Below are 23,906 nucleotides of genomic sequence, written 5' to 3' on the forward strand. Positions count from 1 at the left end.
CCTTACAGTGCGTCGGGGAGTAACACATAAACGCCGATCACATCGACCGGCAGGCAAGGCGCGATGCTGTATTGGCCGACATCGCGGGCCGCTTCGCGCACCCGTTGGTGATCGGCAAGCAAGGCTTCGGAGCGTAGCCGGGCCAGCTCTTCAATACGGAGCGACTGGGATTGAATGAAATCCAGTGCCTGGGTGATTTCCCGTTGCATGACGGCGGGCGGCAGGTTGCCGCTGGGCTGGCATTTCAATAATTCGTCGGCATTTTCGTCGATTAGCCATTCAGGTTGGGTGCGACCCCGCACAGCCAAGGTAACAGTTTCTTCAGCCATTAATTGATAGGGTTGGCGGCGCCGCACATAGCTGAGTTGATGACGCAAGCGGAGCAAATACAGGGTGGTAACGACATCGACAGATTCGGTTACCGTAGCTGCGCAGCGGGCCGCCAAAGGCTTATCGCCCAACAAGGCATCTTCCAGCAAATGTTCGGCCAGCAAGGCGACTACCGGATGACTGCGGTGCAGTTCTGTAAAGTTCAGGAATAGGGGTTTATCGACCCCTTCATCGACGAAACGCTGTTTTAATGCTTCCGGAAAATGTTGGGGCAGCAATTTGTAGATATTGCGTTTTCCTCCCTCCAGCGGTGCGTTGAGTCGGGCGCACGCAGTTTGCACAAAGCGTTTGACGTCTTCTTCGGTACCCAAAGCGGTTTGCTGCTTTTGCCATTCCGGCATGACCTCCTCCGGGCGGATCCTGCGCTGGGCAAAGACGGTACGATTGATTTTGGCTTTTTCCAGGGCGTCGCGCCATTGCGCTTGCAGTGGTTTAAGAGGTTCTTCGGCATCTGCGAAATCAAACAGGCTGCTTTGAAAGGAGGATTTCTGGGATTCGCCGCGCTTCATCAGCGCCGCCTTGACCAGCGCCTGGTTGATCCGGGTTTCATCCTCCGGCATCGGCACCAGAACCCCCAGTTCCTGACGAATCGCATCAGCTTTGCGCAGGATGACATTCAACACGAAGCCATCAACCGGATTGTCCTGGCCATATAGCATGGAACAGCGCACTTCCGGCGCCTGCTGGCCAAAACGGTCGACGCGGCCTTCGCGCTGTTCATGGCGGGTGGGATTCCAAGCCAGATCGTAATGGACGACGGCGGTGAACAAATGTTGCAGGTTGATGCCCTCGGACAGACAGTCGGTAGCGACCAGCAAGCGTTGATCGGTCTCATCTAAGGCTTGTACGCGCTGTTCGCGCTCTTCCGGGGTGTATTCGCCGGTAACGGCTGCGATGGAAACCTCCGGGAACTGTTTACGCAAATGGTCGGCGACGTAATGCGCGGTGGCGATATAACGGCAGAAGATCACCGGGTGATAGCCTTCCGCGAGCAGATGTCTGATGTGTTCGATGAGCACCGCCAGTTTTGGATCGCCAATTTTACCGCTGAGGCTTTTAGCCTGCACGATCAGGTTTTGTAAGCGATCGACATCCTGCCATTGCGCGGGGGGTTCCAGATCGCTCCCGGCCAGATCGTCGGCCTGACCATCGTAAAGCCGATCGTCGCTCAAACAGGTGTCGTTATCCAAGGCGCCTGCGAGCCGGGTATTCAGCGCTTTGACGGCTGCGGCCGGGGATGACGCGACACAACGCAGCAAGGCCAGCGTGGCGTACCAAATCAGGCGGGCGCTGCCGTTTCCCGACTGCTCGACCGATTCGGCCAGTTCACGGCAATAGGTTTGCACGTCATCGAAAAAATTTCCCCAGGCGCCGCTGAGCTGATAAGTGATTTCGGTGGTCATCCGCTTCGGAAAACCGCGAGTGTCATGCCATTCGTCGATGTCCTTTCGCCGGCGTTGCACGAAATGACGGGCGAGTTCCTGGCGGAGCGGGTCGGTAGAGGAGGTACGATGCTGCAATTCAGCGAATTTGGGATTCAGCAGCGACAGTAAATTATAAAAGGCCGCTTCGTCGCCGGAGTGAGGCGTTGCCGTCAACAACAGCAAATGCCGTTCTTCATCGGCAACCAGGCGCTGCAACAATTCAAAGCGCAACTGCTTGCCTTGGCCGCTGCTCGCGCAAGTGTGGGCTTCATCGACGATCACGCATTCGGGAGCGATGGCGAGAAAGTGTTCACGGTGGCGTTCGCTTTTGATGTAATCCAGGCTCACCACGACGCAGGGGTGATGATCGAACAAGCTAACGCCGTGCGGTAAATCGCGCTCGATACGGGCCGCGCTGGCGGAAGTGAGCGCCACGGCATGCAGGTTAAAACGCTCTTCCAGTTCGTTTTGCCATTGATCGACCAAGTGCGGTGGACATAGGACGGCTAGACGGCCAATTTCGCCGCGGTCCATCAATTCACGCACGATCAGGCCGGCTTCGATCGTTTTGCCGATCCCTACGTCGTCGGCTATCAGCAATCTGACTGTGGTTAAACGCAGCGCCATCAATAACGGCACAAGTTGATAGGCACGCGGTTCGACAGCGATATTGCCGAAGGAACGGAACGGCCCGCCGCCGGCGCGCAGTTTGAGGCGTAGGGCGTCGCGCAACAACAAGGCGGAAGCATGGTTACCCGGTTTTTCCGGGTTTGGCCAGGGAAAGGTCGCCGCTTCGACGAGCTGTAATTCAAGCTCCGGGATCAGCGCAATGATGTCATCATCGGCGCCGCCCAAGGGACGCAATCGCAGCCAATCGGCTTTGGAATCGGGTTGAACGACCCATTCGCGGCCACGGGCGCGCACCAGGTTGCCGATACTGAAAGTCGGGGCGGGCATGTTCATGCAATGCTCTCTTGTTTGCCGAGAAGATCGGCGTAGTTTTCAAATAAAAGGGGCCACTCAGACGGGTTGGAAAAGTCCAATACCTGCCAGCCTTTGTCTTGCAATTGATTTTTTATGTCGTCGGGGACGGCTTCGACAAACACCAGTACACGCTGGCTTTTATACTGCCCGGCCGCTGTCGCCTGTGCCTGATTGATGGAGACTTCAGTTGCGTCGGGCTGCTTCAGCTTATGTGACCGCAATGCGGCCAGCCATTCACTGACAAGATCACTTTTGGCGGAAGGAGGTTGTTCGGCATGGCTTTGTCTATCCGTCGGCGCAACCGTCGCATGAACCAAGCCGATCAATAAACTCAAGGCATCGGAGTCGCGGCGATCGATATGATCGTGGTCCGGCTGATTGTAATAGGACAATAAGCATTGGTAACAGCCCGCTTCGCAAATACTGTCCCCGGCAATAGTCTTTTGCTCGCTTTGTAAAAGTCGTTCAGCACTATCCGCCTGATCGATTTTCTCGTAGTGCATCAGGTTAAGTGTCGCTTTTGCGACCCAGGACAGACTGGCCGGCTCGCCGATCAAGCGGGTCAATACGCCGGCGCCGCCTTCTGCCGCTTCATAGAACAACAACGCTTGGCGGTTATCGGTGGTCGGTAAGGGTTCCACCACCAATTCGGACTCTTCGATTTGAAAAGTCTGTTCGATGCCGCGTTTCAGCGCCGATTGCAACGTTGCCATCGCGGTAACGGACAAGGGCTTCACCGGGGTCAGAATCAGAACATTGCGATGGTCTTCGACAAACGGCACGATACGTTGATTGGGGACTTTATCCAGCAACGCTTCGTCATTGTCTGCGGATTCGTTTTGACCGGGATCGTCTTGCTTGCTCCAGACGCCGGTGATCGGGTTGATGTAAAATCCCAGTTGATTTTTATCCTTACGGCGACGCCAACCCCGGTTGATACGCCAGATCCGTGCAGCCGGCGAATAGGTGATGGAACAGAGCGTTTCATCTTGATGAACAACATGAGCGTCTTGCTTCTGTATCTCGCCGTTGGCGCCCGGCAAAAAACGGTAGGTGGTTTGTAGCTCGAAGCCCTGGCGCTGGCGTTCTTCGTCGTTGATTGAAATACGCTCGACCGGTAGCGTTTCCACGGTCTCGATTCGATAAAGCTGATTGACCCAATCGTGTTGCGTGAGCAAAGCGCCACAGTTTTCGCAGCAATTTTCCAGCGGCGCCGCCCCGTTTTCTTCGCCTAAATGACCGTAACCGCACTGGCTGCAGACCAGTGCAGATACCGTACCCAAGGTGCTGTTGCCGGAAACATGATCGGCCGATCCGACATTCAACTTGGCGCGGATAACGCGATACATCTGGCCCTCATGATAGATCAGGCTGCGGGGACCGAATTCGGACAAAGCCAAAAAGCGCGGCCGACTGACCATACTGCCTTCGTCATTTTTGCCGTTGTTGCCGGTACCGCCTCGCGCCGGAATCCAAGCCATCAATGGCAACCGTGGGAAGTTATAACCGGGCAGAAAACCTTGGCTGGCCAGATAACGATAGGTATAAAAATCAGAATTTTGCGTATTGCTGTTTTTTAACAGCACGGAATATTGCCGTGCGGCATCACCATAGCGGCGGCGAGCATTATCCCTTTCAGTATTTGAAGCGGTATGACTTTTGACAATGCTGTCGGCCATGTCCATTTGTTTGCGGGTGGCTTCAAACAGCGTCCGCCAACGATCGAGGGCGTCGGCAAAAGCCTTCGGCGAATCGTTGATAACCAGGTCAACATAGTCGGTATGGTACCAGCCGGCATCCTTGATTTCGGTCTGCAGTTGGTCAATTACGCGCTGGGCTGCCTGGCTTGCTGTCGCCAGAACTTCGGGGTTGCTGAGGCGATCCAGCAGATTGGGTTTGATCGGCTTGTCGTCTTGCCCTAATTCAACCAAGGGCGCAATGCTGCTATCAAGCTCCACTTCGCAGCATGCCAGCCAGACAGCATGCAGATGACTTTCGACTAAATCGCGGTTTGCCAGATCCAATGTAGGTGGTTTAACGATGCCGTGCACCATCTTATCGGCATGATGAAAAAACCATTGGTCATGCGGGCTTTGTGCGGCGCAGTAGGTCACCACTAAAGCTTGCTGACCGGAGCGACCGGCGCGGCCACTACGCTGTGCATAATTTGCTGGCGTGGGTGGCACATTGCGCAGATAGACGGTATTCAGCGCGGAAATGTCGACGCCCAATTCCATAGTGGGTGAGCAAAACATCACCGGCAGACGCTCCAAAGGTGCTTCGTGGGCCGGATTATCGGCCCAGTCCTGCCGGTCCTTGTCGGTAAAGCGGAAGCGTTGCTCCAGCAATTGCCGGCGTGCGGCATCGACCTGAGCGGTATGTTCGTGAGCTTCAAAATCAAACAAGGGGTGAGAGGGTAATTTGATCATTTCCGCCATCATCAAGTAGAGCTGGCGGAAAAAGGCATTGGTTTTGATTGAATCATCGGCTTCTTTTTTTGGGGGGATGAGCCAATCCATGGCTGCCGCGTTCAAGCGCCAACCCAATATCGAGTTATCGATTGTGTGCTTATGGACGTAACCGTAGTTAGCAGCCGCGTGTAACAAGAGCTCAAGCACATTGACGAACTCCTGTTCTTTCCACGCGGATATAAGATTTGCGAATGGCGAGTTTTTCCAGAATTCGGCACGCTTGATCTGTTTGGCGATACGGGAGCGTGGGCCGGCACTGACCAAATCGGTACGCGGTTTGCCTTTGTATTCGGGTCGTTTGCCGAGAATCAGGTATTTTGAGGTGGCCAGCGACTCGTCAGGCGCAAATGCCCAGCGTTCGTTGAGGTATTGATGGGCTGTCGTTTTGGCCTTGTCTTGCTCGACGGCATCCAGATAACGGCTTTCCAGACATAGCGCCCGGCGCATTTCATCGAACACCAGCTGACAGAAATCAGCTCGCGTGGTTGGATCAAGGCTTCGCAATACGGTACCCGGCTGGCCGAACACGGCGTCGTCGGCGCAAAATTCTTCCAATCCCCGATACTGAATCGTCAATAGATTGAGCTGGTCGAGATTAGGGTTGTTGAAACGCCAGCCGCGTCGTAAATCCCTGAATAAACGATAGCCTAAGATGAAACGGAGCGTCCGTTGCGCTTCTTGCCGGGCAAGCCCCATCAATTTAGGGGTGCGTAAATATTCCGCCAGGGTAACGGCGTCGATCCGATCGAAGCCGAGTGCTTTGAAAACTTCATCGGCTAAATGCTCTTCGGTGAGCAAGCCAGCATTGTTTTGCAAAGCCGCAATCAGACCGGCACGTAATGTCAGCAAAAACACAAAATCATTAAAGTGTCCGGCTTGCAGTGCGGCATCCTGACGGTTATCGGTAAAGCCGAGTAATTTTCGAGGATCTGGCACGCCTTCCGGGAAGTCAGTTTGCATGAACAACTGACGCAAAGCACTAAGCGTTAACATGGTCGTTGCCGATGAACGGCCTTCACCAGATAGACTGGCTAGGCGGTTAATGTCTTTACCATGCGCCTCGTGGACAAAACCACAACTCAGACAAAAACGAAATTTGCCGGGGATAAACCAATAATTTTCGCCTCGACCTTCGCAACCTTGTGCATCGACGCGGGTAGCAAGAGGTACAGCTTTTTTATAGGCGCTTTTTATTTTTGGCTCTGCTTTTGTGAGGTCGAGCCAGATTTCCGGTAGATCCTCCAGACCACCTTGATATTGTTGATCAAGTTTTGATGGGCACAAAAAGCCGAATTTTACGTCTTCATTGTCATCGGCGCTGATATCGTCGATTTCACGAGGCTTATAATAATTTACGCTACCTTGTTCTTCTCGCCATACGGGGTGGTATTCCTGGCCGCATTCACGGCAGAAATGGGTAGGGTACAAGAGCACCGATTCGGTTTGCCGACCTGGTGCGAAACGTTGAGCATCGAGGGTGATTTGTCTTTGGTCTATTGCTTCCAGAGTGGTGTGAACTTTTCCAGGACCACTGATGAATTGATGGAGTTTGAATGCAAAAGGCGAACGTCCCTGTGGAGTCGTAACTTCATGCTGAACCGCGATCAGGAATTTCTGCAATCCGGCTTTGGCAACAGCTTCTGAACAGCCGGCATCTTGTGCCAATCGGGTTGACGCTTCCGTCAAACTGAGCGGTTTGGCTCGGTGTGGTTCGCCTTCGGTCGGTAGTTCGATACCCAAATTCAACTCGACCCAGATAGCCAGCGGATCCTGACGAAACGCTTCAAAAGTTGGCCAAGTGAATTTCTCCTGGCTCAGACACGCGGAGAGTTGCGCGCGAACAGATGCAACGTCCTTGAAAGGGTCGGTTACGCGTTCAAGTGTTTCACGAATAATATCATTCGCGGAAATGGGGGTGCCGAATAGTTTACTTGAAACCTCGGCTACGGTTTTCATTTGATCGTTGACGTTGCCCGTACTGGACATGGTTGCGGATGTACCGATGCAAATCATCTGTTCAGCATGTAATCGCTCCCGCAAGCGACGGACCAGTAAAGCAACGTCAGCACCCTGACGGCCTCGATAGGTATGCAGTTCATCGAGGATCAGAAAGTTCAGTCCTTTGCAATGCTCGACAACACGACGATCAGTATCTTCATAGCGAGTGAGGATCAGCTCCAACATCATGAAGTTGGTCAACAGAATATCCGGCGGGTTGTCGGCGATAGCTTCTCGTTCTGCAGTGGATTCCTGTCCGGTGTAGCGGGCAACTGTAAATGGCTGATTATTTGCATCAAATCCGTATAAAAACTTGCTGAGTTCCTCCAATTGGCTGTTCGCCAACGCGTTCATCGGATAAATCACGATAGCTCGCGTTCTAGCGGCGGTATCAAGCTGTTTCGATTTAAGAATTCGGTCGATAATCGGGATGAAAAAAGTCAACGATTTACCTGATCCTGTGCCCGTAGTGACCACATAGCTTTGGCTTGACTGCGCCTTCGCTATGGCCTCAATCTGATGGGTATAAAGATGCAGCGGCTGAGGATTATTTTCCAATTTGTTGACTTGGAAAATTTCAGCACATTGTTTATGAAGGATTCCCTGTTCAACCAACTGCTGTACAGTTGCCTTACGTTGGTAGTTAGCATTGATCTGAATGAGCGGCTCCGGCCAGTAACGACCAGCATCGTATTGTCTTTCGACTTCTTTCGCTATGTCCGGCGCGGAAATGCTGGTAAAGCTGCGCGAGAAAGCGCTGTAATCGGCGATAAGCTCATTGCGAAATTCGAAGACATTGTTCATTTGATTGCTATTGTTAATTTGGTCTCTGATTCTAGAGGATGCCCCACCTATTATAAGTGGTTAGCTGGCAGAATTATGGGACAAAATAACTAATAAACAATAAAACTGGCTAGAAAACAACCATCGACTGGCGTGCTTGGGCAATGGATTTTAACAAGCGATCGACTGATTACATCAGTTCCCAACACCCTTTTCTTCGGATTCATAATCGTTGTCGTTTTCAGACATCGTCTCCGGTTCCGCCAATAGCCCCGATTCTTCTCGGGCTGTACGTACTTCTTCGCCTTTGCCTTTTGCATAAGCGGCTTGATGCGCCCTCTGTTCAATCGAGACAATACGCCGTGCTAATCGGTGTAACCGTTGTTGCCATTGATACCGTGCGGTTGAGCATTGCTTGCTCGTTAATATCTGGCAAAGCCATAGCGTATCCATGGCGATCATCAGCTGGTCCAGCAAGCGGATCAGCTCCACAAACTGAGCGATCTGCGGTGAGGTGATGCGGGCTTTGAAATCCGTCGGGTGGGTATAGCGCGGCGATTCAGCAATGCCGTTATCGGCGCAGAGTTTATCGAGCCGGGCTTTTTCCTGCTGCAGTTGCCGTGCACAGTCGCCGATCATGTTACTGACGATCTCTTCGATATCATCAATCGCCTGTTCCGCGCCGACGATTCGCAAGGTGACGTCAATCGCATACAACGAGCGAATCAAGCGGCCGTAGCTCCGGCGAATCACCCGAATGGCTTGTTCGCTCTGGATTTTGATGGTGCGTTCGAAAACCGGACGACTGATGGCCGGGCGGACGGTCTTTTCTGGTGCTGTTAGGTCTGCCATGCCATTTCCTCTGAATAATTGCCGTATCTCGCCCGATAGTAAGTTGCTTTGTTCTGACTAACCGTGCAAAAAATGGCCGATTTAACGATCTATTGCTGACAGTGATACTGAGTTATCCGCTTCAATGTTTGGCAATGGCGCTGACTTTCGTTTTTAAATCAGCCTGGCTTTTCCCATGGGTACTTTTTTGCTGATCAAATGGAGACATAACATTTCCTGCCGTCTTACGAGACGCTGTGGACCGACTTTGCGTCGGCGTTCCGCCTGCAGGCGGCGTGGATGATATTCATCGACGAGTCGGGTGCGTTAAGCCCGATGATGTGAATGCATTGTGCATTTGTTAATCCTGTTCTGGGAAAGCCAATTCCCCGGCCGGGGTGATTTGCCTCCCGAGCATAAAACTCACAGCCGTGCCGGTGGGTTTTAATTCAAGTCTTGATCCGGGCACGGACGGAGGAGGTTAGCAGTATGGCAAGTCGCGGTGTTAACAAAGTCATCCTGGTCGGCAACTTGGGCGCCAATCCAGATATCCGGTTTTTAGCCAATGGCGACAGGGTTACGGTGATTCGTCTGGCAACGGGCGAAGTCTGGAAAGATCAAAACGGCACTCAGCAGGAGCGTACCGAATGGCACCAGGTGGTGTTTTATCGCCGCTTGGCTGAAATTGCCGGTGAGTTACTGAGGAAAGGCAGCAAGATCTACGTCGAAGGCAGTTTACGAACCCAGCAATGGGAGAAAGACGGTGAGAAACGCACGACCACCGAAGTGGTCGCCAACGATCTGCAAATCCTGGATCGGACAAACGGTTACGAGGCGGCTGTCGGGAACTGCGATAAGCCGAGTTTCGCAAAGCCTCGGCAACACCGCTCGAACTCATCGGCTCGACGCGGATGGGAAGGGCGATGATCAAGATGATCAATTGGTGAGTTAATTTTTCAACTCACAGAAAAAAGCTTTTCATCTCGAGTAATCATTAACCCTGCCGTTGCAGCCTGCGCTGTTTCGGTTTCTTAAACCCCATGGGGATGCCATTCCCCGTCTGGGGCATTGCGTCCTCACTTTATTAAGGAGAAACGCAATGAGCTATCCATCCAAAAACACGCAGCCAAAAGCCCGGAACCTGCCGATGCCGGTCGACGCGCATCAGGTTTACGGGCTCTCGGAGCAATCCTGGAAAGTGCTCACCGAAGTGACCTTTCCGACGGCAAAAACCCCCGAAGCCATCATGATGGCGCTGGATTATTGCAGGGCCCGCAAGCTCGATATTTTCAAAAAACCCGTGCATATCGTGCCGATGTGGAGCACCGCCTTGGGACGCAATGTGGAAACTGTCTGGCCATCGATTATGGAAATACAGACCACGGCAACCCGGACCGGGCTTTGGGCGGGCATGGATCGGCCGGTCTGGGGGCCCGATGTGACTCACACCTTTACCGGTAAATTCAAAGACGACACCGATACCTGGCAGGAAAGCGCGGTCACCGTGACCTTTCCCGAATGGGTAGCGGTGACGGTTTACCGTCTGGTCGGCGGCCGCCACTGCGCCTTTACCGAGGAAGTGTACTGGATGGAGGCCTACAGCACCGCGGGCGGTAAAAACTCCCAGCTGCCGACGGCCATGTGGATCAAACGACCCAAGGGCCAGTTAGGGAAATGCGGTAAAGCCGCCTCGCTGCGCGCCGCCTTTCCGGAGGAATGCGGTTATGCCGCTGAGGAGATGGACGGCAAAAGCCTTGACGACCTGAACGACGGCGCCGTGATTAACGGCAGTGCCAGCCGTCTCGATGCGGTCGATGGCGGGACTGATGCCGATACCGGTCCCCGCGTGATCGATCTGTCGATGATCAGTCCCAAGGTCCAGAAAGCGGTCGCGGAACTGGTCAGGCGCACGGCCATGGCCGGTGCCTGGAAGGCTGCCTACGACTACGCCAACAACAAGTTTGCGGGGCTGGAATTGACCTATGCCATTACCGAACTGGACAAGGCGTCACAAGCGGCGAAAGCGGCATCGAATCCCATCGATCCTGGAAATCAGGCCATCGACGAAGCTTCGATGCCGCCCGTGTCCACGGTAGCCTCGGAAGCCTTGCATAAGGCCCGTGAGACCTTGGGTTCGTTACGCTAATTGAGGTCAAGCCTTTACATTTTACGCCGGTTACTCAGCCGGTCGTTATCCACCCTTCCAGGGCGTCATGTTTCGCCCTCTGGGTGAATGGCATGACGTCCTGTATTAAAAGGAGATGTCATGAACGCCATCGATCAATCATTCAATCGAATACCTTGCCATACGGACTGGCATCGTTACGACTCGCCCACCGTGATTCGCCGACATGGCCGCAGTTTTTTGGAACGGGCCTGGAAACCGGAAGGGACAGTCAAAAACACTGCTACGTTATCAAAAACCCAGCTTCACAGCCTGGTCGAAAGCTATGGCGGTCACTGTGTGACAACAGCTGACTCCATTCTGCTGATCTTTGATGACTATCACTGGACCCGGCGTTGTGATGCGCAGCTCGTCAAGCTCGGGCAATCGACGCTGCGTTGGGGGTGCTGCATCCAGCTGCACGGGGTGGAGTGATGAAAGTCATCAATGTTTCGCAGCGCTCGTCCGAATGGCGGTTATGGCGGACACAAGGCATCAGCGCCAGTGAGGCGGCGATCATCATGAACCGCTCTCCGTACAAGACGCCCTGGCGGCTATGGGCGGAGAAGAAAGGACTCGTGTTGGAACAGCCGCTGGAAAATAATCCATTGATTCGCCTAGGCCTCGAATGCGAGCCGCAAGCGCTGCAACGTTTTGAGGATAAGCACGATGTGCTGTTGTTGCCGCTCTGCGGTGAATCGGAGCGCTATCCCCAGATGCGGGCATCGTTCGATGGGTTGTCCGAAAGCCATGAGCCCGTGGAAGTGAAATGTCCGCATGAATCCACTTTTCTGGAGGTGCTGTTAAACCGCGAGCAATCGGTGGCCTATCAACTGTATTGGTGCCAGGTGCAACAACAGCTCCTGGTCGCCGAAGCCGCGCGCGGGTTTTTGTTTTTTTATCACCAGGGGCAGGACGTCGAGTTCGTGATCAAGCGTGACGAAGCCTTTCTCACGCAACTGATCGAAACGGCCATGGATTTCTGGTCGGACGTCAAAACCGGTCGGGAGCCGAAAAAAGATCCGGAACGCGATCTTTATCTACCCCAAGGGAATGATGAGCAGCAGTGGCAACGATTGGCCGCTGACTATCGCCAGAATGCGGAGAAAATCGACGATATCAAAGCCCAGCTCAAAGCGATGGAATTGCAGCAAGCCACGATCGAACACACGTTGGTCGGTTTGATGGGACCCTTCCTGGCGGCCGAGCACTCCGGATTGCGGATCAGCCGCTTTCACGTGCAGGGGGCATTGATTACAAAGCGGTCCTTAACGCCATGCTGCCGGAGGTGCCGGAACCGGCGCTGGAACCCTACCGGAAAAAACCCTCCGAGCGGGTTCGAATCACCTGTCGAGATGACGACGGAAAGCGTGTGGAAGTGCCTTTCGATGCGGAAGCGTTGAAAGACCTGGCGGGTGTCGATTACTGGTTCTGAAGGTTGTCTTTAATGGAACTGGACCCCTGCATGGCCTATTGGGCCTGCGGGGTGTCCTGATCCTTTTGCCGGGGACCGGCATCTCCAAGGATGTCAGTTTGATCGGCCCGTTTTTCCGGTTTTTCCTCTGTCCTTGCGCGCCAAGGCCAGAGGAAAAGCCAGAACATTCAGGCGTTCCTTTCGAGGAACCCCGAATCCGGCGCTTGCCGGCGTTCCGCTGTTGAGCGGCAGGAAAGGTCACCCCTCTCCTGTATCAGGTGCGTCAAGCCTGATGTTGTCGTCCCGTCGGGGTTCATCGTCCCGCCGGGTCAGGGTGGCCCCTTATTTTAATCAGAGGAGGTCTCTCATGAACAAAGACTTTTGGAAAACCTTATATGCCTGGCTGGAAACGGCCAGTCTGGAAGAGATCAGGACTAAACAGCAATGCGTGCGGCAACTGTTGGGTGAAAGCCGCGACCGCGACTTGAAAGCCGACATTCGCCGGATCTTGCGTTTTATGGACGAAGAAATGGTTGCCCGCGCCGAACTGGCGAATATCATGCGCTTGTCCATGGCCCACTGATCCCGATTTTTTTACCTTTACACATTATTCATCCCCTGGACTGCCAGGGAATCTACTCACCCGAAGGAGACACAGCACCCTTCAGGGGTAGGGTGTGTCTCCGGTTTCGGGTTTCAACCCAAACTTAAGGAGTTCACCATGATGCAACAGTATTCCATTGCCGACACCTTCGGCATTCCTGCGCCCGCTTCGATGAAAGTGGAAGGTTTTAGCCCGGCGCACAATCCGTATGTGCCGATCAAAAAGGCCTATGTGTTTCGCAAGGATCATCTGCGCGATGTGCTGGCGTTTCTGGGCTCGGCCAATGGCGATGGCTTGTATCTGACCGGCCCCACCGGCTCCGGTAAAACGTCGCTCTTGGAGCAAGTGGCCGCCCGGCTGCATTGGGGCGTCCATTCCGTCACCGGACACGGCCGCCTGGAACTGAACGATTTGCTCGGCCAATACATGCTGGTCGATGGCGGCGCCATGAAATGGATCGACGGTCCGTTGACGCGGGCGGTTCGCCTCGGACACATCTTGTTGATCAATGAAATCGATGCGGTCGACCCGGCCGAATTGATCGGTTTGAACGAAGTCGTTGAAGGCAAGCCGTTGACGATTCCGCAGACCGGGGACGTGATCCTACCGCATCCCAAGTTTAGGCTGGTCGCCACCGGCAATAGCCAGGGTGCAGGCGATCAGTCGGGTTTGTATCAGGGCGTATTGAGACAGAACCTGGCCTTTCTGGACCGGTTTCGTTTGATGGAAGTGGGCTATCCCGAGCCCGAAGACGAAATGAAACTCTTGGCCGATGTCGTCCCCAGCATGCCGGAAACGCTGCGCGAAAGCATGATCAAAGTCGCCAATCAGATCCGCAAGGTCTTCATGGGCGGTCAGGATGGCGCAGGGATGTTGTCGGTTACGCTATCGACCCGCGGTTTAGTGCGGTGGGCGACACTGGTAGCGACCTTTAAAAGTGCCCCCAATGCCTTGGCCTATTCCCTGGACAGAGCCTTGACTTTCCGGGCGGAACCGTCGGAACGCGAAGCGATTCATCGCATCGCCAAGGACGTGTTCGGCGATGACTGGCAGGCGTAGTCATGGCGGCGTGGCGTTTATACCGTTATCGCCACAGCGATGGCCGCTCGAAAGACTGGGCGGTCAGGGCGAATGCGGACGGTACGATCACGACTCGTTGGGGCAGAACCGCTCCGCGTTTGCCTGGGGTAAATACCCGGAGGGGGGTGAGGCAATTCGACCTCGAAAAGCAAAAACAGGCCAAAGGCTATGTATTCGTCGCCGAGGTGGCTATAGACAGCGAAGGACACGTGCTTTTTTCTGAGCCAGCCAAGCCCGATCCACCGGCTACTTCGGGTGGAGCCTTGTATTGGCATATCGATTGCCGGGCAAGTCAGGAAGTCTGTCTGGCCTTGGCCAGCGAAATCAGGCGTCTGATCGATGTGATTCAATCCTTGCCGGACCATGCCGCGATGCCTCATTCCCTCTGGGAAGGCTGGCAGCGATTGAGCGCTCTGGCACTGGGCGCCGCGCCGTTTTCGCAAAGCGGCCAGATCAGACCCGCCCATGGCGTTCTGCCCTGGCTGTTTTTGATGACGTTAAAACAGCAGGGCTTTGCCGGCGTTGAGATCGGTATAGCAACCGAAAGCAGCCGCGAGGTTTCAGCCGATCTGAAGGCCGAACAGGACGTGTTGGTTTTTTTTGGCACGGATCTCGACCGAATCAGAGGAACGGCTGAAATGTTAGGTTTACTGAAACCTCGGTTGAATCTGGCCTCGGTTTTATCCGATACAGACGATCGTTGGTTTTAGAAGATTAATCCCGTTCATTTTTACTTTAACCCGGAAGGGGTGCGCTTGCCCATCCGGGCCGGCTGCGCCTCTTTCTCCCAAGGAGGTTTGTATGACCCAAGCAGCCAATATCATCTTAGACCGCGTCGTGTTGGTGAAAGTCGAAGCCAACATTTACGGCGCCCGCAAAAAACTGAAAAAGGAAGACCTGGTGCTCGCCGATGGCAGCAAATTGCCGCCCGAGGATTTAGCCAGTCTGGGTTCCAAGCGTTTGCTCGATCCGGATCGGCTGACGGTATTCAACCGCCTGAAAAAGGAAGCCGAACGCATCTGTTTGCGGGTCGGCACCCGGTTTTTGGGCGGTTTTGCGATTCCCAGCGAATCTGCCGCCGGCATTACCCTCGAGCTTGAACGGATTGCCCAGGACTTTGCCCATGCCAAAGCGGAGTTTTTGGCCGGCTACGATGCCGCAGTGACAGACTGGGTGGTTCGCCATCCGGAATTTGCCGACATTATCGAGCAAGCGGTGGATTCGGTGGAGTTCGTTTCGACGCGTTTATCGTTTGACTTTTTGATCGTTACGGTCGGCGTGCCGGACACGTTGCCAGCGGAAGACCTTGCGCGTCTGGAAACCAAAATTGGTACCTTGAGCGAGCAGATGTTCTATGAAATCTCGGTAGAGGCCAATCTATTGATCGAGCAATCGCTATTGGGTAAGGATCAGGTCACGCGCAATGCGCTCCGGCCGATTCGCCGCATGCGTGACAAGCTCGATGGTTTGGGTTTTCTCGATTACCGGGTGGCGCCCGTGGTCGGCACCATCGATGCGCTATTGGCGAGGATTCCTGACAAAGGCGCGATTACCGGCAGTATCCTGCAAGAGATTCTCGCCACCGCCATGCTGTTGGCCGATCCGGACAAAACCCGGCGCCACGGCGAAGGGCTGCTGGCCGAGCAAAATTATGCAATGAATGATGCCGGAACGGAAGCGGAGGATGATCTTGCAGAAACCCCTGATTTGCTGGCAACGGCGGATCAGTCTTTACCGTTACCGCTTTTATCGCCCTCAGTACTGTCTGACAGTGACATCGAAATGGCTTATGGACAGGATGACCCATCCACCGCAGTCGAGACCGATGGAGGTGGGGGCACGGTCGCATCCCGAGAAAATAACGAAGCCAGTCCGGACAGTGATCTGTTTTCCGGGTTGTTCGATGGCATTTTCGAGGACGAGGGGGCAGGGGATATGGAACAGGGTGATCGCCGAACGGAGAGTTTGGACGAACCCATCCTTATAGCCGAAAGCACGGGACATCCGTCAAATCCCACTGTTCTTACAGCCGTAACCATCGAGGCGTCCAATCCGGACAAGTCAAGATCGTCTAATGCTGAGCCGGAAACGGTGATGACGGTAGACGATGGCGACGATCAGGCAGTTGCAGACCCCGATTATTGGTTTTAACGAATAGCATTCATTTATTTGATACCCAACGGGGCAATTCACTGTCCCTTTGGGGCGGTGGCTTGCCCCTCACTTTTAGGAGCAAGCCATGAGAGATAACACCTTACACCATGCTTTTCCGATTGTGGCGGCTGCCATCGGTAACCGCTTCGGCATCCAGGTCAAAGTCGGCGGCGATCAAGCCTATACCGACGGCAAGTTGATTCAATTGCCGGCTTACAACGGCAACGATCCCGATTATCAGGATTATGCCTGGGGATTGTTGGCGCACGAAGCCGCGCATCTTCGCTATTCCGACTTTACCATTACTTATGGGCCGTCGGTATTGCGACGACGGCTGTGCGGCGCCATCGAAGATGTCCGCATCGAATACGAGCTGGCCAAGGACTTTCCCGGGACCCGGCTCACGCTGCGCACGGTGATCGAAAAAATGATCGCGAGCGGCGGCTTTGTTGCCGCCAATCAGGACGATCACCCGGCCAACGTGTTGTACGGCTATGTGCTGAAAAGCCTAAGGGCACGCGTGCTCGGTCAGACGGCCCTGAATCCTTTGGTCGAAATCAGCGAGCAGGTGCTGAAATCCCATTTTCCGACCGGTGCGGTGATACGACTGAAAGGGCTGCTATCCGAAGTCCCGGATAGCCTGACTTCGGAAGCCGATTGTCTGTACCTGGCGGACCGCATCCTGACCCTCATTGAACAGGAATGTGAGAGCCCTGCACAGGAAGACACGCAGCAACAGCAAAACCAGCCGGTTCAGGGAGATACTGATGCCGAAGCGAACGGAAGCAAAGGCGAAACTGAACCTGACGATGGTCACGATCATACAACTTCAAACACGGATGATGCTGATTCTTCAGCGGGATCTTCCGGCCCAGACGAAGCCACCGATCGCGATGACTCGGCCGGCAACGATTTCATGCCCAGCCAAATGTCTGACAAGGAATTGGCCGGGCAAGCAGACGGGCCGGACTACCCGTCTTTGATGGCAACGCTGCAATCGGCTTCGGATGCAGACTTCGACCGCGACGTGTTTGATGTGGTCAAGTCCGCTTTGGCACTGGACGTTCGGGATGCGCCTGAGACGGTGATGCCGGTCGGGCTCAAGCCACTGGGTAATGCAGCGGCGGGCCTGAACCTGCTCAACCGCGTACAAAGCGAATCGGTGAAAATTCGTGCCGCCTTGCAAGGCTGGGTGCAATCGCAAAGCCTCAATCGAAGCCATCCCGCATGCCGGGGTCGGCGCGTGATCGGCCGGCGGCTTCCTCAACTTGCTCTGGGCGATCCTAAGGTGTTTGCGCGCCGTGTCGTCAAATCCGCGCCGAATACCGCCATCCATCTGCTGCTGGACAAGTCCGACAGCATGGATGAACCGGTGTTGGGCGATAAGCATCAGTCTGTGACAAACCGGCTATCGATCGCCTTGGAAGCATCCATGGCACTGGCTTTGGCATTCGAGGGCATAGCCGGGGTTAATCCGGGCATGACGGCCTTTCCCGGCAGGGATGACACGTCGGTGTTTCGTCTGCTGGAACACGGCGAACGCGTTCGCGCAAATTCTGCGGCGTTCTCGTTACGAGCCAGCGGCACGACGCCGATGACGGAAGCCGTCTGGTTTGCCGCCGCGGCGTTGCTCCGTTGCCGGGAACCGCGCAAGGTGTTGCTGGTGATGACCGACGGTCAGCCCAACGACATCCTGAGTACGCTGGAGATTTTGCAGCGCTGCCGTAACAGCGGAATTGAGACCGTGGGTGTGGGCTTGGGCATCGATGTCAGCCATCTGTTTCCGGCGGCGATCATGATCAACGAACTGAGGGAGCTCAGAACCCAATTGTTCGCGCTGTCGAAAGCGGTGCTGTTAGCGGCGGCCTAAATACCAGGTCGTTATCCGTAGCCCAATCCCTGAGTATCAGTTCAGGGATTGTGGCTATTGGTAGTCAAATCATCCATGTATTTTTCCCATGATATTGGACAGACCGAGATCATCGGAAAAACAGACATTTCATGCATTCGTTCGAGAATGCTGAATCCGGCATTGGCCGGCGTACCGTCTACAGGCGGCGCATAGAATCATCTATGCGGATCGGGTGCGTTAAGCCCGATGTTCAAGCGCATTTTGCAACCTCAAGCTGTATTCCACTCAATCCCGCTTCGGGCGATCATCGCCCGCCGGGCGCAGTTCATTCGAAGACAGGTGTTTAACTTTCAAACAGGAGATCTTCAATGAACTTTATCTTTGGCATCATCATCGTGGCGATGTTCATTCTCGCGCTGCGGGTGATCTGGGCAACGGCCTTTCAACTATTCGTGATCGTGAAAAACGGTTTATCCGCCATCCGGCGCCACACTGCGGGGCGGTCAGCCCGAAAGGCCGTGCCGGTCGTCCTGCCTCGAATCAGCCAAGCGGTCGATTGGGAGGCGATGTCGGAAATGGTGCGCCGGGAAATACAACGGCGCAACAGCAGCTCGGGCAATGAACTTGATCGTCTGGAGCTTCAATATCAAGCCAAACAGAAAACCATCAAGTTGTATGAGGTGGAAATTGAAATCGCCAAGCTGGAGCGGGAATTACACAAGATCAAACCGGTGGACGTGAGTCCCGAACCGGAAGTCAAAAAACGCCGCAAGGCTAAAACCCAGCCGGTTCAGGCGGTCACCGATGACACTTCATCCAAAACCGCCCAGCAGGTTTTTCAACTCAGGGAAGCATTAAAGGGTGGCGGAACGACACCACCTAATAATCAGCCAGCCCGCCATTGAACACCTGCAAGGGTGCGCCGGTTCGTGTGCTAGCCGCGCGAACCGGGCTGTCGAGGGCAGGGGAGTCAGCGCTAAAGACCCAACTGCCCTCCGGCAACAGCGATAACAGGTCACTCTGGGTCTCGCGTCTGAGTTGCCGGATTCGACATAAAAAGGGCCAGGCTTGCTCCGGGTTGGCAATTCGGCTCAACACCTCGGCTTCTACCGCATCGAGTTTTTTGAAAATGTGTTCGCACTGTTGAATGGTTTTGAGTCGCTCATCGACCGGAATTGCCATCGGTTTAGGCGGTTGATGTCGAGTCTCTGTCCGGTTCGGACTGAGGAAATCAAAAATGCGTAAAATCGGCTCAAACATGGCTTATTTCCCGTTAATTCGTGAAAGATAGCTACCATAATCCGTTTTTTATGCAAAATCAAGCGGGCTGGGCAGGCTATATTTTGGGGTCTTATCCGCTTCAATTATCCGGCCGGAACAGCCATCCTGACGGATGGGTTTCCTGCCACATTCTTTTGGAGATCACTCATGTCCCAATCCCGTATTCCTATCAGTCAAGCAATGGCTGATGACACGATCGCCAAGTACCTCAATGATTACCGTTGCCCGTATTGCCTACTCGATTGGCAGGATGAATGGGACTGCGCTTGTCATGATCGCTGCCCCGGGTGTCACAAAGAAATCGTCTCGCTACACAGCGAAGACATTGCACTTTAACCTGACGGGAACCTTCCTTCCATGGAAGGAGGCTTACCGTCGATCATTGTGGAGAATAGCCATGACGCAACACTTTGTCGTCTCGTATGAAATCGATTATGTCCATCGTGTCTCGGTGGGTATTGAAGCGGAGAGTCCCGAAGTCGCCCAACAGATCGCCGAACAGGCATTCAATGAGGCCACGATCTGGGATGATACCGCGGCGATGCCCTTATTGGCCGACGATTACCAGGAGTCGGGTGATGAGAGGTTGGTTTGGGAATGCGTGGCAGTCGAGCGATGGCCGGATCCCGACTACTCGGTACAACAACTGAAAAAGGAACAAGCGGCCATGCAGGTCTGCCGTGGATTGGTCGAAGCCTATCAACAGGGCGAAGCCAACGGCGGCAGCATCAACTGGGAAGATTTGGATCCGTGGGTACCCTTGGCACTGCAAGCCTTGGGCAAGAGCGCGCTGCCAACCTGAGTCTTTCAGCCGATGGTTGGCTAAAACAGCGTTAATCATCACAACTCGAGTTAGCTCCGTCATTTGTTGCGGGGTTCATTTTATCAACCCGAACGGGAATGTCTCATTCCCGGCCGGGGATTCATGACATTTCCGTTTTTTTGAGGACAGTCATCATGAATCCAGAAATCTTTGCATATCGCTTCGGCAATGGCCAGTGCGTGCACTATCGCCGGTTGCCATCCGGCACCTGTTTCCATGCCGAGACACCGGTACCGGTTATCGAGCTGTTGGAACAGTTGCGGCAAAGCCGGCGCAAGATCCGGCTGTTTTACGGCGACCCGGCAACCGGTCAGTCCTGGCACGAGGAACACGATGTCATCGGTTGTATAGGCCGGTCGACGGGTCCTATCAAAGTCCCGTTACTGGTCGAGCCCGGCGAAATCGGCGGACCGGCATTGCTGGATCATTGCATCATCCGCATCGATACCCCGCGCAAGGTACTCTATCAGCATGCGACGTTTCGGGTGGGCGACGTTACCCTGGTCAAGGGCGCTCTGCAACGCTTGCCATGGGAAGTATGGATCGACGATGTCGTGCATGCGCGGTTTCAGTCCAAACTTGAGGCCCAGCAGTATCGGGATTTCATGCAAGGGCATCGGTTTGCACGGCGTTAGCACCGGATCAAACCGACATGACACGGGGTTTACTGTGTGTATTCATCCATTCCTTGCGGGATACGCCATCCCGCCGGGATGGGTGATCAAGCATCCTGCAAAAATCGCTGGTTAGCGCCGGAGTTTACCGTTTGAGTAGTTGGCGCATAGCTCATAGAGGGTGCGTACCGCCTGCCTGTCGCGGCTGAAAGCGCAGTTGGACTCGCACCTGTGCTCGAAATAGCGTCCGGTAGATTGCTGGCCGACGGGATGGGTCGCCAGCCAGACAGGCGTCGCAGCCCCCTGGTCCGGCGTTTCGTGACCTCCGAACCCCAGATTATGGCTTAATGTCGAATGGACGTCGCCGGGATGGCAGGCATTGACGCTGATGCGGTAAGGCGCGAGCGTTTCAGCAAAGGCAGCGCTCAGCATGCGGTCGGCCTGTTTGGACTGACGGTAGGCGGTGTCGTTGTCGTAGCGTCGGCGGACAAATTCCAAATCGTTTAAATCCAGGCCGCCGGCCCAGTAGCTGGCGACATTGACGACACGCGCGGGTGCAGATGTTTTTAAAACCGGCGTGAATGCCTCGGTTAACCAAAAATAACCGAGCACATTGGTGGCAAACTGCATTTCGATGCCCTCGGGCGTCTCCTGCCGGGTGCGCGGCGTGCAGGCGGCATTGTTGATCAAGACGTGCAGGGGACCTGTCCAGCGCGCCACCAGTCCGCGGATGTCATCCTGCCGGCTCAAGTCGGCAAGTTCATAACGCACCCTGGAATTTCCTGTCGAATCGACGATTTCCTTGACCGCCTGTTTGGCCTTATCTTGATGGCGGCAGACCAGCACGACCTCGGAATCCGGGGTTGCAGCCAATTGCCGGGCAATGGCTTGACCCATCGCGCCGGTCGCGCCGGTGACCAGAAAGACCTTGGCTTCGGCATTTCGGTTGTTTGAAGAAGGTGAGGGGAAAGCCATCATTTCAAAACCTCAGCGCATTGATTTGGAATTTACCATGTTACTTTTGAAACAAAATACAAAAATGCCGGAACGGTTATACGGAAAAATGCAGATGCTATCTATTGACCTTTAGAAGGAAGTCAATATCCGGGACTGATTGTCAGTCCTGTCTCTATAATAAATTTCATAAGGCTCAGTGGCGATAAAATTTTGATCACCTCTCATTCGCACAGGTTCGGCTATGCCGCTTACGCTTTACTACTTCCATGATCCCATGTGCAGTTGGTGTTGGGCCTTCAGTCCGCGCTGGCAAGAAATCGTTGCGGGTCTTCCAGATCATGTGCATAGCCAACGTGTTCTGGGAGGTCTGGCTCCGGACACGGATCAAACGATGCCGGCAGAAATGCAGACCAAGCTGAGAAGTATCTGGCAAAAAATCCAACACACGGTTCCCGGGACGCCGTTCAATTTTGAATTCTGGGAGAAATGTGTGCCTCGGCGGTCCACTTATGCGGCCTGTCGTGCCGTCATCGCTGCCCGGCGACAAAATTCCGGCCATGAAGAAAAGATGATCCTGGCAATCCAACAGGCCTACTATTTGGAGGCAAGAAATCCTGCCGATAAAAACACGCTGATTGAACTTGCCGGTGAGATCGGTTTGGATGGGGCGCTCTTTTCAGCGGATATCGAAAGTCTAGCCGTCCAGGAGGAGCTGTTAAAAGAGATTGAATGCACTCGCAGACTGGAAGTAAAAGGTTTTCCGACACTCTTATTGGAAAAAGAAGGTGTCTTTACCGCCATCCAATATGACTACAATGATGCCAAGGCCGTACTTCATCAAATCAGGCGCCTATGTTAGTCAATTTGGCGGTGCGCACCTGCGCAAGGCTTTCGGCATCCAATTGTTCGAGCTTGCCCCGATAACCGGACTCTCGTCACCATGAAGAAGAGCTCAACTCTGTGCAAAAAGCGCTTAGGTGCCGACAACCCGCTCCGAAGCGCATCGGCGTCGGCTACGAAGATCGGACCGTGCGAGGGATCGATCAATTAAAAATGAGATACACAATGTGTATCTACTATGTTAGGATTCATTCCTACAGATAATGAAAGAGGTTGCCATGCCCCCTAAGCACCAAACACCCACGGATACGCAAACCCAGGCAGTCAATTTACGGGTGCGCAGTGACATTCGTTCCTTGATTGACAGAGCCGCCAAGGCCCAGGGTAAGACGCGCTCAGACTTTATGATTGATGCAGCGCGCCGTGCCGCTGAAGAATCCTTGCTCGATCAAACCCTCGTGCGCGTCGATCAAAAAACGTATGACCATTTTCTCGAGGTGCTGGATCAGCCGCCGAGCGGTGAAGGGTTTGAACGCCTGATGGCTGCTGCCAAACCCTGGCAGGAATAATGCTATCCGCCCCGGCTCCGCTCTCGCCGGAACATCGGCTGGATGACTTTGCCTGCGGAGTCGATAGTCTGGACGACTGGCTTAAGCGGCGCGCTCGTTCTAATCAGGTAAGCGGCGCCTCACGGACCTATGTGGTCGCTGAAAGGACGCAGGTGGTCGGCTATTACTGCCTAGCCTCCGGGGCGTTGGCCTTGAGCGATGCGCCGGCTTTACTGCGTCGCAATATGCCAGATCCCGTACCGGTCGCCATACTCGGCCGTCTGGCCATCCATCAAGCGTGGCAAGGTCGAGGCGTGGGCGTCGCACTGTTGCAAGACGCAGTGCTGCGCACGCTCCACGCGAGTGAAATTCTCGGCATTCGAGGCCTTTTGGTGCATGCCCTCTCCGCTGAAGCTAAGGCTTTTTATGAACATCATGGCTTTGTGGCTTCACCGACCCAGCCAATGACGTTGATCTTGTCATTGAAGCGAAAAGTTGCGGAACACGACCACAAATGACGCAGGAACGTCGCAGGTAGGATTCCCAGACCGTGACCTTCTCACCATGATAAAAACCAAACTTCAAAACCGCCAACGGATGGCGCGCCTTTGATCGTTTTGTTAGGCCAGAGAGTACATCCAAAACCGTGCAGCCACAAGCAAAAAAGCGATGTGCTTCGAAAAAGGGTAGCGTC

General features: G+C 54.4%; 20 protein-coding genes. 15 read left to right on the forward strand and 5 right to left on the reverse strand.

The window, feature by feature from the left end; translation table 11 throughout:
• Positions 1-2: 2 nt before the first annotated feature.
• The 3 genes from CC94_RS0110315 to CC94_RS0110325 all read right to left on the reverse strand — a co-directional run bounded on the left by CC94_RS0110315 (position 3) and on the right by CC94_RS0110325 (position 8,902).
• Positions 3-2,777, reverse strand: a complete 2,775-nt coding sequence (locus CC94_RS0110315) for a helicase-related protein (protein ID WP_031430761.1) — start codon at positions 2,775-2,777, stop codon at positions 3-5.
• Complete coding sequence (locus CC94_RS0110320; protein WP_031430763.1) at positions 2,774-8,071, reverse strand: DEAD/DEAH box helicase; 5,298 nt, start codon at positions 8,069-8,071, stop codon at positions 2,774-2,776. The genes CC94_RS0110315 and CC94_RS0110320 overlap by 4 nt, the downstream gene beginning before the upstream one ends.
• A gap of 174 nt (positions 8,072-8,245) precedes the next feature.
• Complete coding sequence (locus tag CC94_RS0110325; protein ID WP_031430764.1) at positions 8,246-8,902, reverse strand: hypothetical protein; 657 nt, start codon at positions 8,900-8,902, stop codon at positions 8,246-8,248.
• 468 nt (positions 8,903-9,370) lie between these two features.
• On the opposite strand from CC94_RS0110325, the gene ssb reads away from it, so the two are divergent.
• The 10 genes from ssb to CC94_RS0110375 all read left to right on the forward strand — a co-directional run bounded on the left by ssb (position 9,371) and on the right by CC94_RS0110375 (position 19,054).
• Positions 9,371-9,808 (forward strand): single-stranded DNA-binding protein, encoded by a 438-nt coding sequence (gene ssb / locus CC94_RS21460; protein WP_036303908.1) that lies wholly within the window; start codon positions 9,371-9,373, stop codon positions 9,806-9,808.
• A 172-nt stretch (positions 9,809-9,980) separates the two neighbouring features.
• Positions 9,981-11,027, forward strand: coding sequence for a phage recombination protein Bet (bet, locus tag CC94_RS0110335; RefSeq protein ID WP_031430768.1), 1,047 nt, complete (start codon positions 9,981-9,983; stop codon positions 11,025-11,027).
• A gap of 120 nt (positions 11,028-11,147) precedes the next feature.
• Positions 11,148-11,480, forward strand: a complete 333-nt coding sequence (locus tag CC94_RS23040; RefSeq protein WP_084675330.1) for a hypothetical protein — start codon at positions 11,148-11,150, stop codon at positions 11,478-11,480.
• On the forward strand, positions 11,480-12,448 hold the full coding sequence (locus CC94_RS21465) for a YqaJ viral recombinase family nuclease (protein ID WP_245619739.1): 969 nt from the start codon (positions 11,480-11,482) through the stop codon (positions 12,446-12,448). The genes CC94_RS23040 and CC94_RS21465 overlap by 1 nt, the downstream gene beginning before the upstream one ends.
• Positions 12,449-12,826: 378 nt before the next feature.
• The gene (locus CC94_RS0110350) at positions 12,827-13,042 is read left to right on the forward strand and encodes a hypothetical protein (protein ID WP_031430769.1); all 216 of its coding nucleotides are present in this window, start codon (positions 12,827-12,829) and stop codon (positions 13,040-13,042) included.
• Positions 13,043-13,180: 138 nt separating this feature from the next.
• The gene (locus tag CC94_RS0110355) at positions 13,181-14,122 is read left to right on the forward strand and encodes an AAA family ATPase (RefSeq protein ID WP_031430771.1); all 942 of its coding nucleotides are present in this window, start codon (positions 13,181-13,183) and stop codon (positions 14,120-14,122) included.
• Positions 14,123-14,124: 2 nt separating this feature from the next.
• Positions 14,125-14,853, forward strand: a complete 729-nt coding sequence (locus CC94_RS0110360) for a hypothetical protein (protein ID WP_031430773.1) — start codon at positions 14,125-14,127, stop codon at positions 14,851-14,853.
• Positions 14,854-14,944: 91 nt separating this feature from the next.
• The gene (locus CC94_RS0110365; protein WP_031430774.1) at positions 14,945-16,294 is read left to right on the forward strand and encodes a DUF3150 domain-containing protein; all 1,350 of its coding nucleotides are present in this window, start codon (positions 14,945-14,947) and stop codon (positions 16,292-16,294) included.
• An 88-nt stretch (positions 16,295-16,382) separates the two neighbouring features.
• Positions 16,383-18,167, forward strand: coding sequence for a VWA domain-containing protein (locus CC94_RS0110370; protein ID WP_031430776.1), 1,785 nt, complete (start codon positions 16,383-16,385; stop codon positions 18,165-18,167).
• 350 nt (positions 18,168-18,517) lie between these two features.
• Positions 18,518-19,054 carry a hypothetical protein gene (locus CC94_RS0110375; protein ID WP_031430777.1) on the forward strand — a complete coding sequence of 179 codons (537 nt, stop codon included), beginning with the start codon at positions 18,518-18,520 and terminating at the stop codon, positions 19,052-19,054.
• On the opposite strand, the gene CC94_RS0110380 is transcribed toward CC94_RS0110375, so the two are convergent.
• Positions 19,029-19,409: a hypothetical protein gene (locus CC94_RS0110380; protein WP_031430778.1), complete on the reverse strand. Its 381-nt coding sequence runs from the start codon at positions 19,407-19,409 to the stop codon at positions 19,029-19,031. The genes CC94_RS0110375 and CC94_RS0110380 overlap by 26 nt on opposite strands.
• A gap of 418 nt (positions 19,410-19,827) precedes the next feature.
• Here CC94_RS0110380 and CC94_RS24725 point away from each other — a divergent pair, with 418 nt between their 5' ends.
• Both CC94_RS24725 and CC94_RS0110390 read left to right on the forward strand, forming a co-directional pair.
• Positions 19,828-20,232, forward strand: coding sequence for a hypothetical protein (locus tag CC94_RS24725; RefSeq protein ID WP_245619740.1), 405 nt, complete (start codon positions 19,828-19,830; stop codon positions 20,230-20,232).
• A gap of 155 nt (positions 20,233-20,387) precedes the next feature.
• Positions 20,388-20,888: a hypothetical protein gene (locus tag CC94_RS0110390; protein WP_031430781.1), complete on the forward strand. Its 501-nt coding sequence runs from the start codon at positions 20,388-20,390 to the stop codon at positions 20,886-20,888.
• A gap of 111 nt (positions 20,889-20,999) precedes the next feature.
• Here CC94_RS0110390 and CC94_RS0110395 read toward each other — a convergent pair whose 3' ends face one another.
• Positions 21,000-21,845, reverse strand: coding sequence for an SDR family NAD(P)-dependent oxidoreductase (locus CC94_RS0110395; protein ID WP_005369571.1), 846 nt, complete (start codon positions 21,843-21,845; stop codon positions 21,000-21,002).
• A 220-nt stretch (positions 21,846-22,065) separates the two neighbouring features.
• Between CC94_RS0110395 and CC94_RS0110400 the strand changes: the two genes are divergently transcribed.
• The 3 genes from CC94_RS0110400 (at position 22,066) to CC94_RS0110410 (ending at position 23,730) form a co-directional block, all read left to right on the forward strand.
• Positions 22,066-22,683: a DsbA family protein gene (locus CC94_RS0110400; RefSeq protein ID WP_005369580.1), complete on the forward strand. Its 618-nt coding sequence runs from the start codon at positions 22,066-22,068 to the stop codon at positions 22,681-22,683.
• A 244-nt stretch (positions 22,684-22,927) separates the two neighbouring features.
• The gene (locus CC94_RS0110405; protein WP_245549462.1) at positions 22,928-23,233 is read left to right on the forward strand and encodes a type II toxin-antitoxin system TacA family antitoxin; all 306 of its coding nucleotides are present in this window, start codon (positions 22,928-22,930) and stop codon (positions 23,231-23,233) included.
• Positions 23,233-23,730, forward strand: coding sequence for a GNAT family N-acetyltransferase (locus tag CC94_RS0110410; protein ID WP_005369589.1), 498 nt, complete (start codon positions 23,233-23,235; stop codon positions 23,728-23,730). The genes CC94_RS0110405 and CC94_RS0110410 overlap by 1 nt, the downstream gene beginning before the upstream one ends.
• Positions 23,731-23,906: the final 176 nt, after the last annotated feature.

Source organism: Methylomicrobium agile, from assembly GCF_000733855.1.
Classification (GTDB): Bacteria; Pseudomonadota; Gammaproteobacteria; order Methylococcales; family Methylomonadaceae; genus Methylomicrobium; species Methylomicrobium agile.

Bases quoted from the DNA above. Each gene is read 5' to 3' on its own strand.
- CC94_RS0110315 (WP_031430761.1), bottom strand. From the start codon at position 2,777: ATGAACATGCCCGCCCCGACTTTCAGTATCGGCAACCTGGTGCGCGCC.
- CC94_RS0110320 (WP_031430763.1), bottom strand. From the start codon at position 8,071: ATGAACAATGTCTTCGAATTTCGCAATGAGCTTATCGCCGATTACAGC.
- CC94_RS0110325 (WP_031430764.1), bottom strand. From the start codon at position 8,902: ATGGCAGACCTAACAGCACCAGAAAAGACCGTCCGCCCGGCCATCAGT.
- ssb (WP_036303908.1), top strand. From the start codon at position 9,371: ATGGCAAGTCGCGGTGTTAACAAAGTCATCCTGGTCGGCAACTTGGGC.
- bet (WP_031430768.1), top strand. From the start codon at position 9,981: ATGAGCTATCCATCCAAAAACACGCAGCCAAAAGCCCGGAACCTGCCG.
- CC94_RS23040 (WP_084675330.1), top strand. From the start codon at position 11,148: ATGAACGCCATCGATCAATCATTCAATCGAATACCTTGCCATACGGAC.
- CC94_RS21465 (WP_245619739.1), top strand. From the start codon at position 11,480: ATGAAAGTCATCAATGTTTCGCAGCGCTCGTCCGAATGGCGGTTATGG.
- CC94_RS0110350 (WP_031430769.1), top strand. From the start codon at position 12,827: ATGAACAAAGACTTTTGGAAAACCTTATATGCCTGGCTGGAAACGGCC.
- CC94_RS0110355 (WP_031430771.1), top strand. From the start codon at position 13,181: ATGATGCAACAGTATTCCATTGCCGACACCTTCGGCATTCCTGCGCCC.
- CC94_RS0110360 (WP_031430773.1), top strand. From the start codon at position 14,125: ATGGCGGCGTGGCGTTTATACCGTTATCGCCACAGCGATGGCCGCTCG.
- CC94_RS0110365 (WP_031430774.1), top strand. From the start codon at position 14,945: ATGACCCAAGCAGCCAATATCATCTTAGACCGCGTCGTGTTGGTGAAA.
- CC94_RS0110370 (WP_031430776.1), top strand. From the start codon at position 16,383: ATGAGAGATAACACCTTACACCATGCTTTTCCGATTGTGGCGGCTGCC.
- CC94_RS0110375 (WP_031430777.1), top strand. From the start codon at position 18,518: ATGAACTTTATCTTTGGCATCATCATCGTGGCGATGTTCATTCTCGCG.
- CC94_RS0110380 (WP_031430778.1), bottom strand. From the start codon at position 19,409: ATGTTTGAGCCGATTTTACGCATTTTTGATTTCCTCAGTCCGAACCGG.
- CC94_RS24725 (WP_245619740.1), top strand. From the start codon at position 19,828: ATGACGCAACACTTTGTCGTCTCGTATGAAATCGATTATGTCCATCGT.
- CC94_RS0110390 (WP_031430781.1), top strand. From the start codon at position 20,388: ATGAATCCAGAAATCTTTGCATATCGCTTCGGCAATGGCCAGTGCGTG.
- CC94_RS0110395 (WP_005369571.1), bottom strand. From the start codon at position 21,845: ATGATGGCTTTCCCCTCACCTTCTTCAAACAACCGAAATGCCGAAGCC.
- CC94_RS0110400 (WP_005369580.1), top strand. From the start codon at position 22,066: ATGCCGCTTACGCTTTACTACTTCCATGATCCCATGTGCAGTTGGTGT.
- CC94_RS0110405 (WP_245549462.1), top strand. From the start codon at position 22,928: ATGAAAGAGGTTGCCATGCCCCCTAAGCACCAAACACCCACGGATACG.
- CC94_RS0110410 (WP_005369589.1), top strand. From the start codon at position 23,233: ATGCTATCCGCCCCGGCTCCGCTCTCGCCGGAACATCGGCTGGATGAC.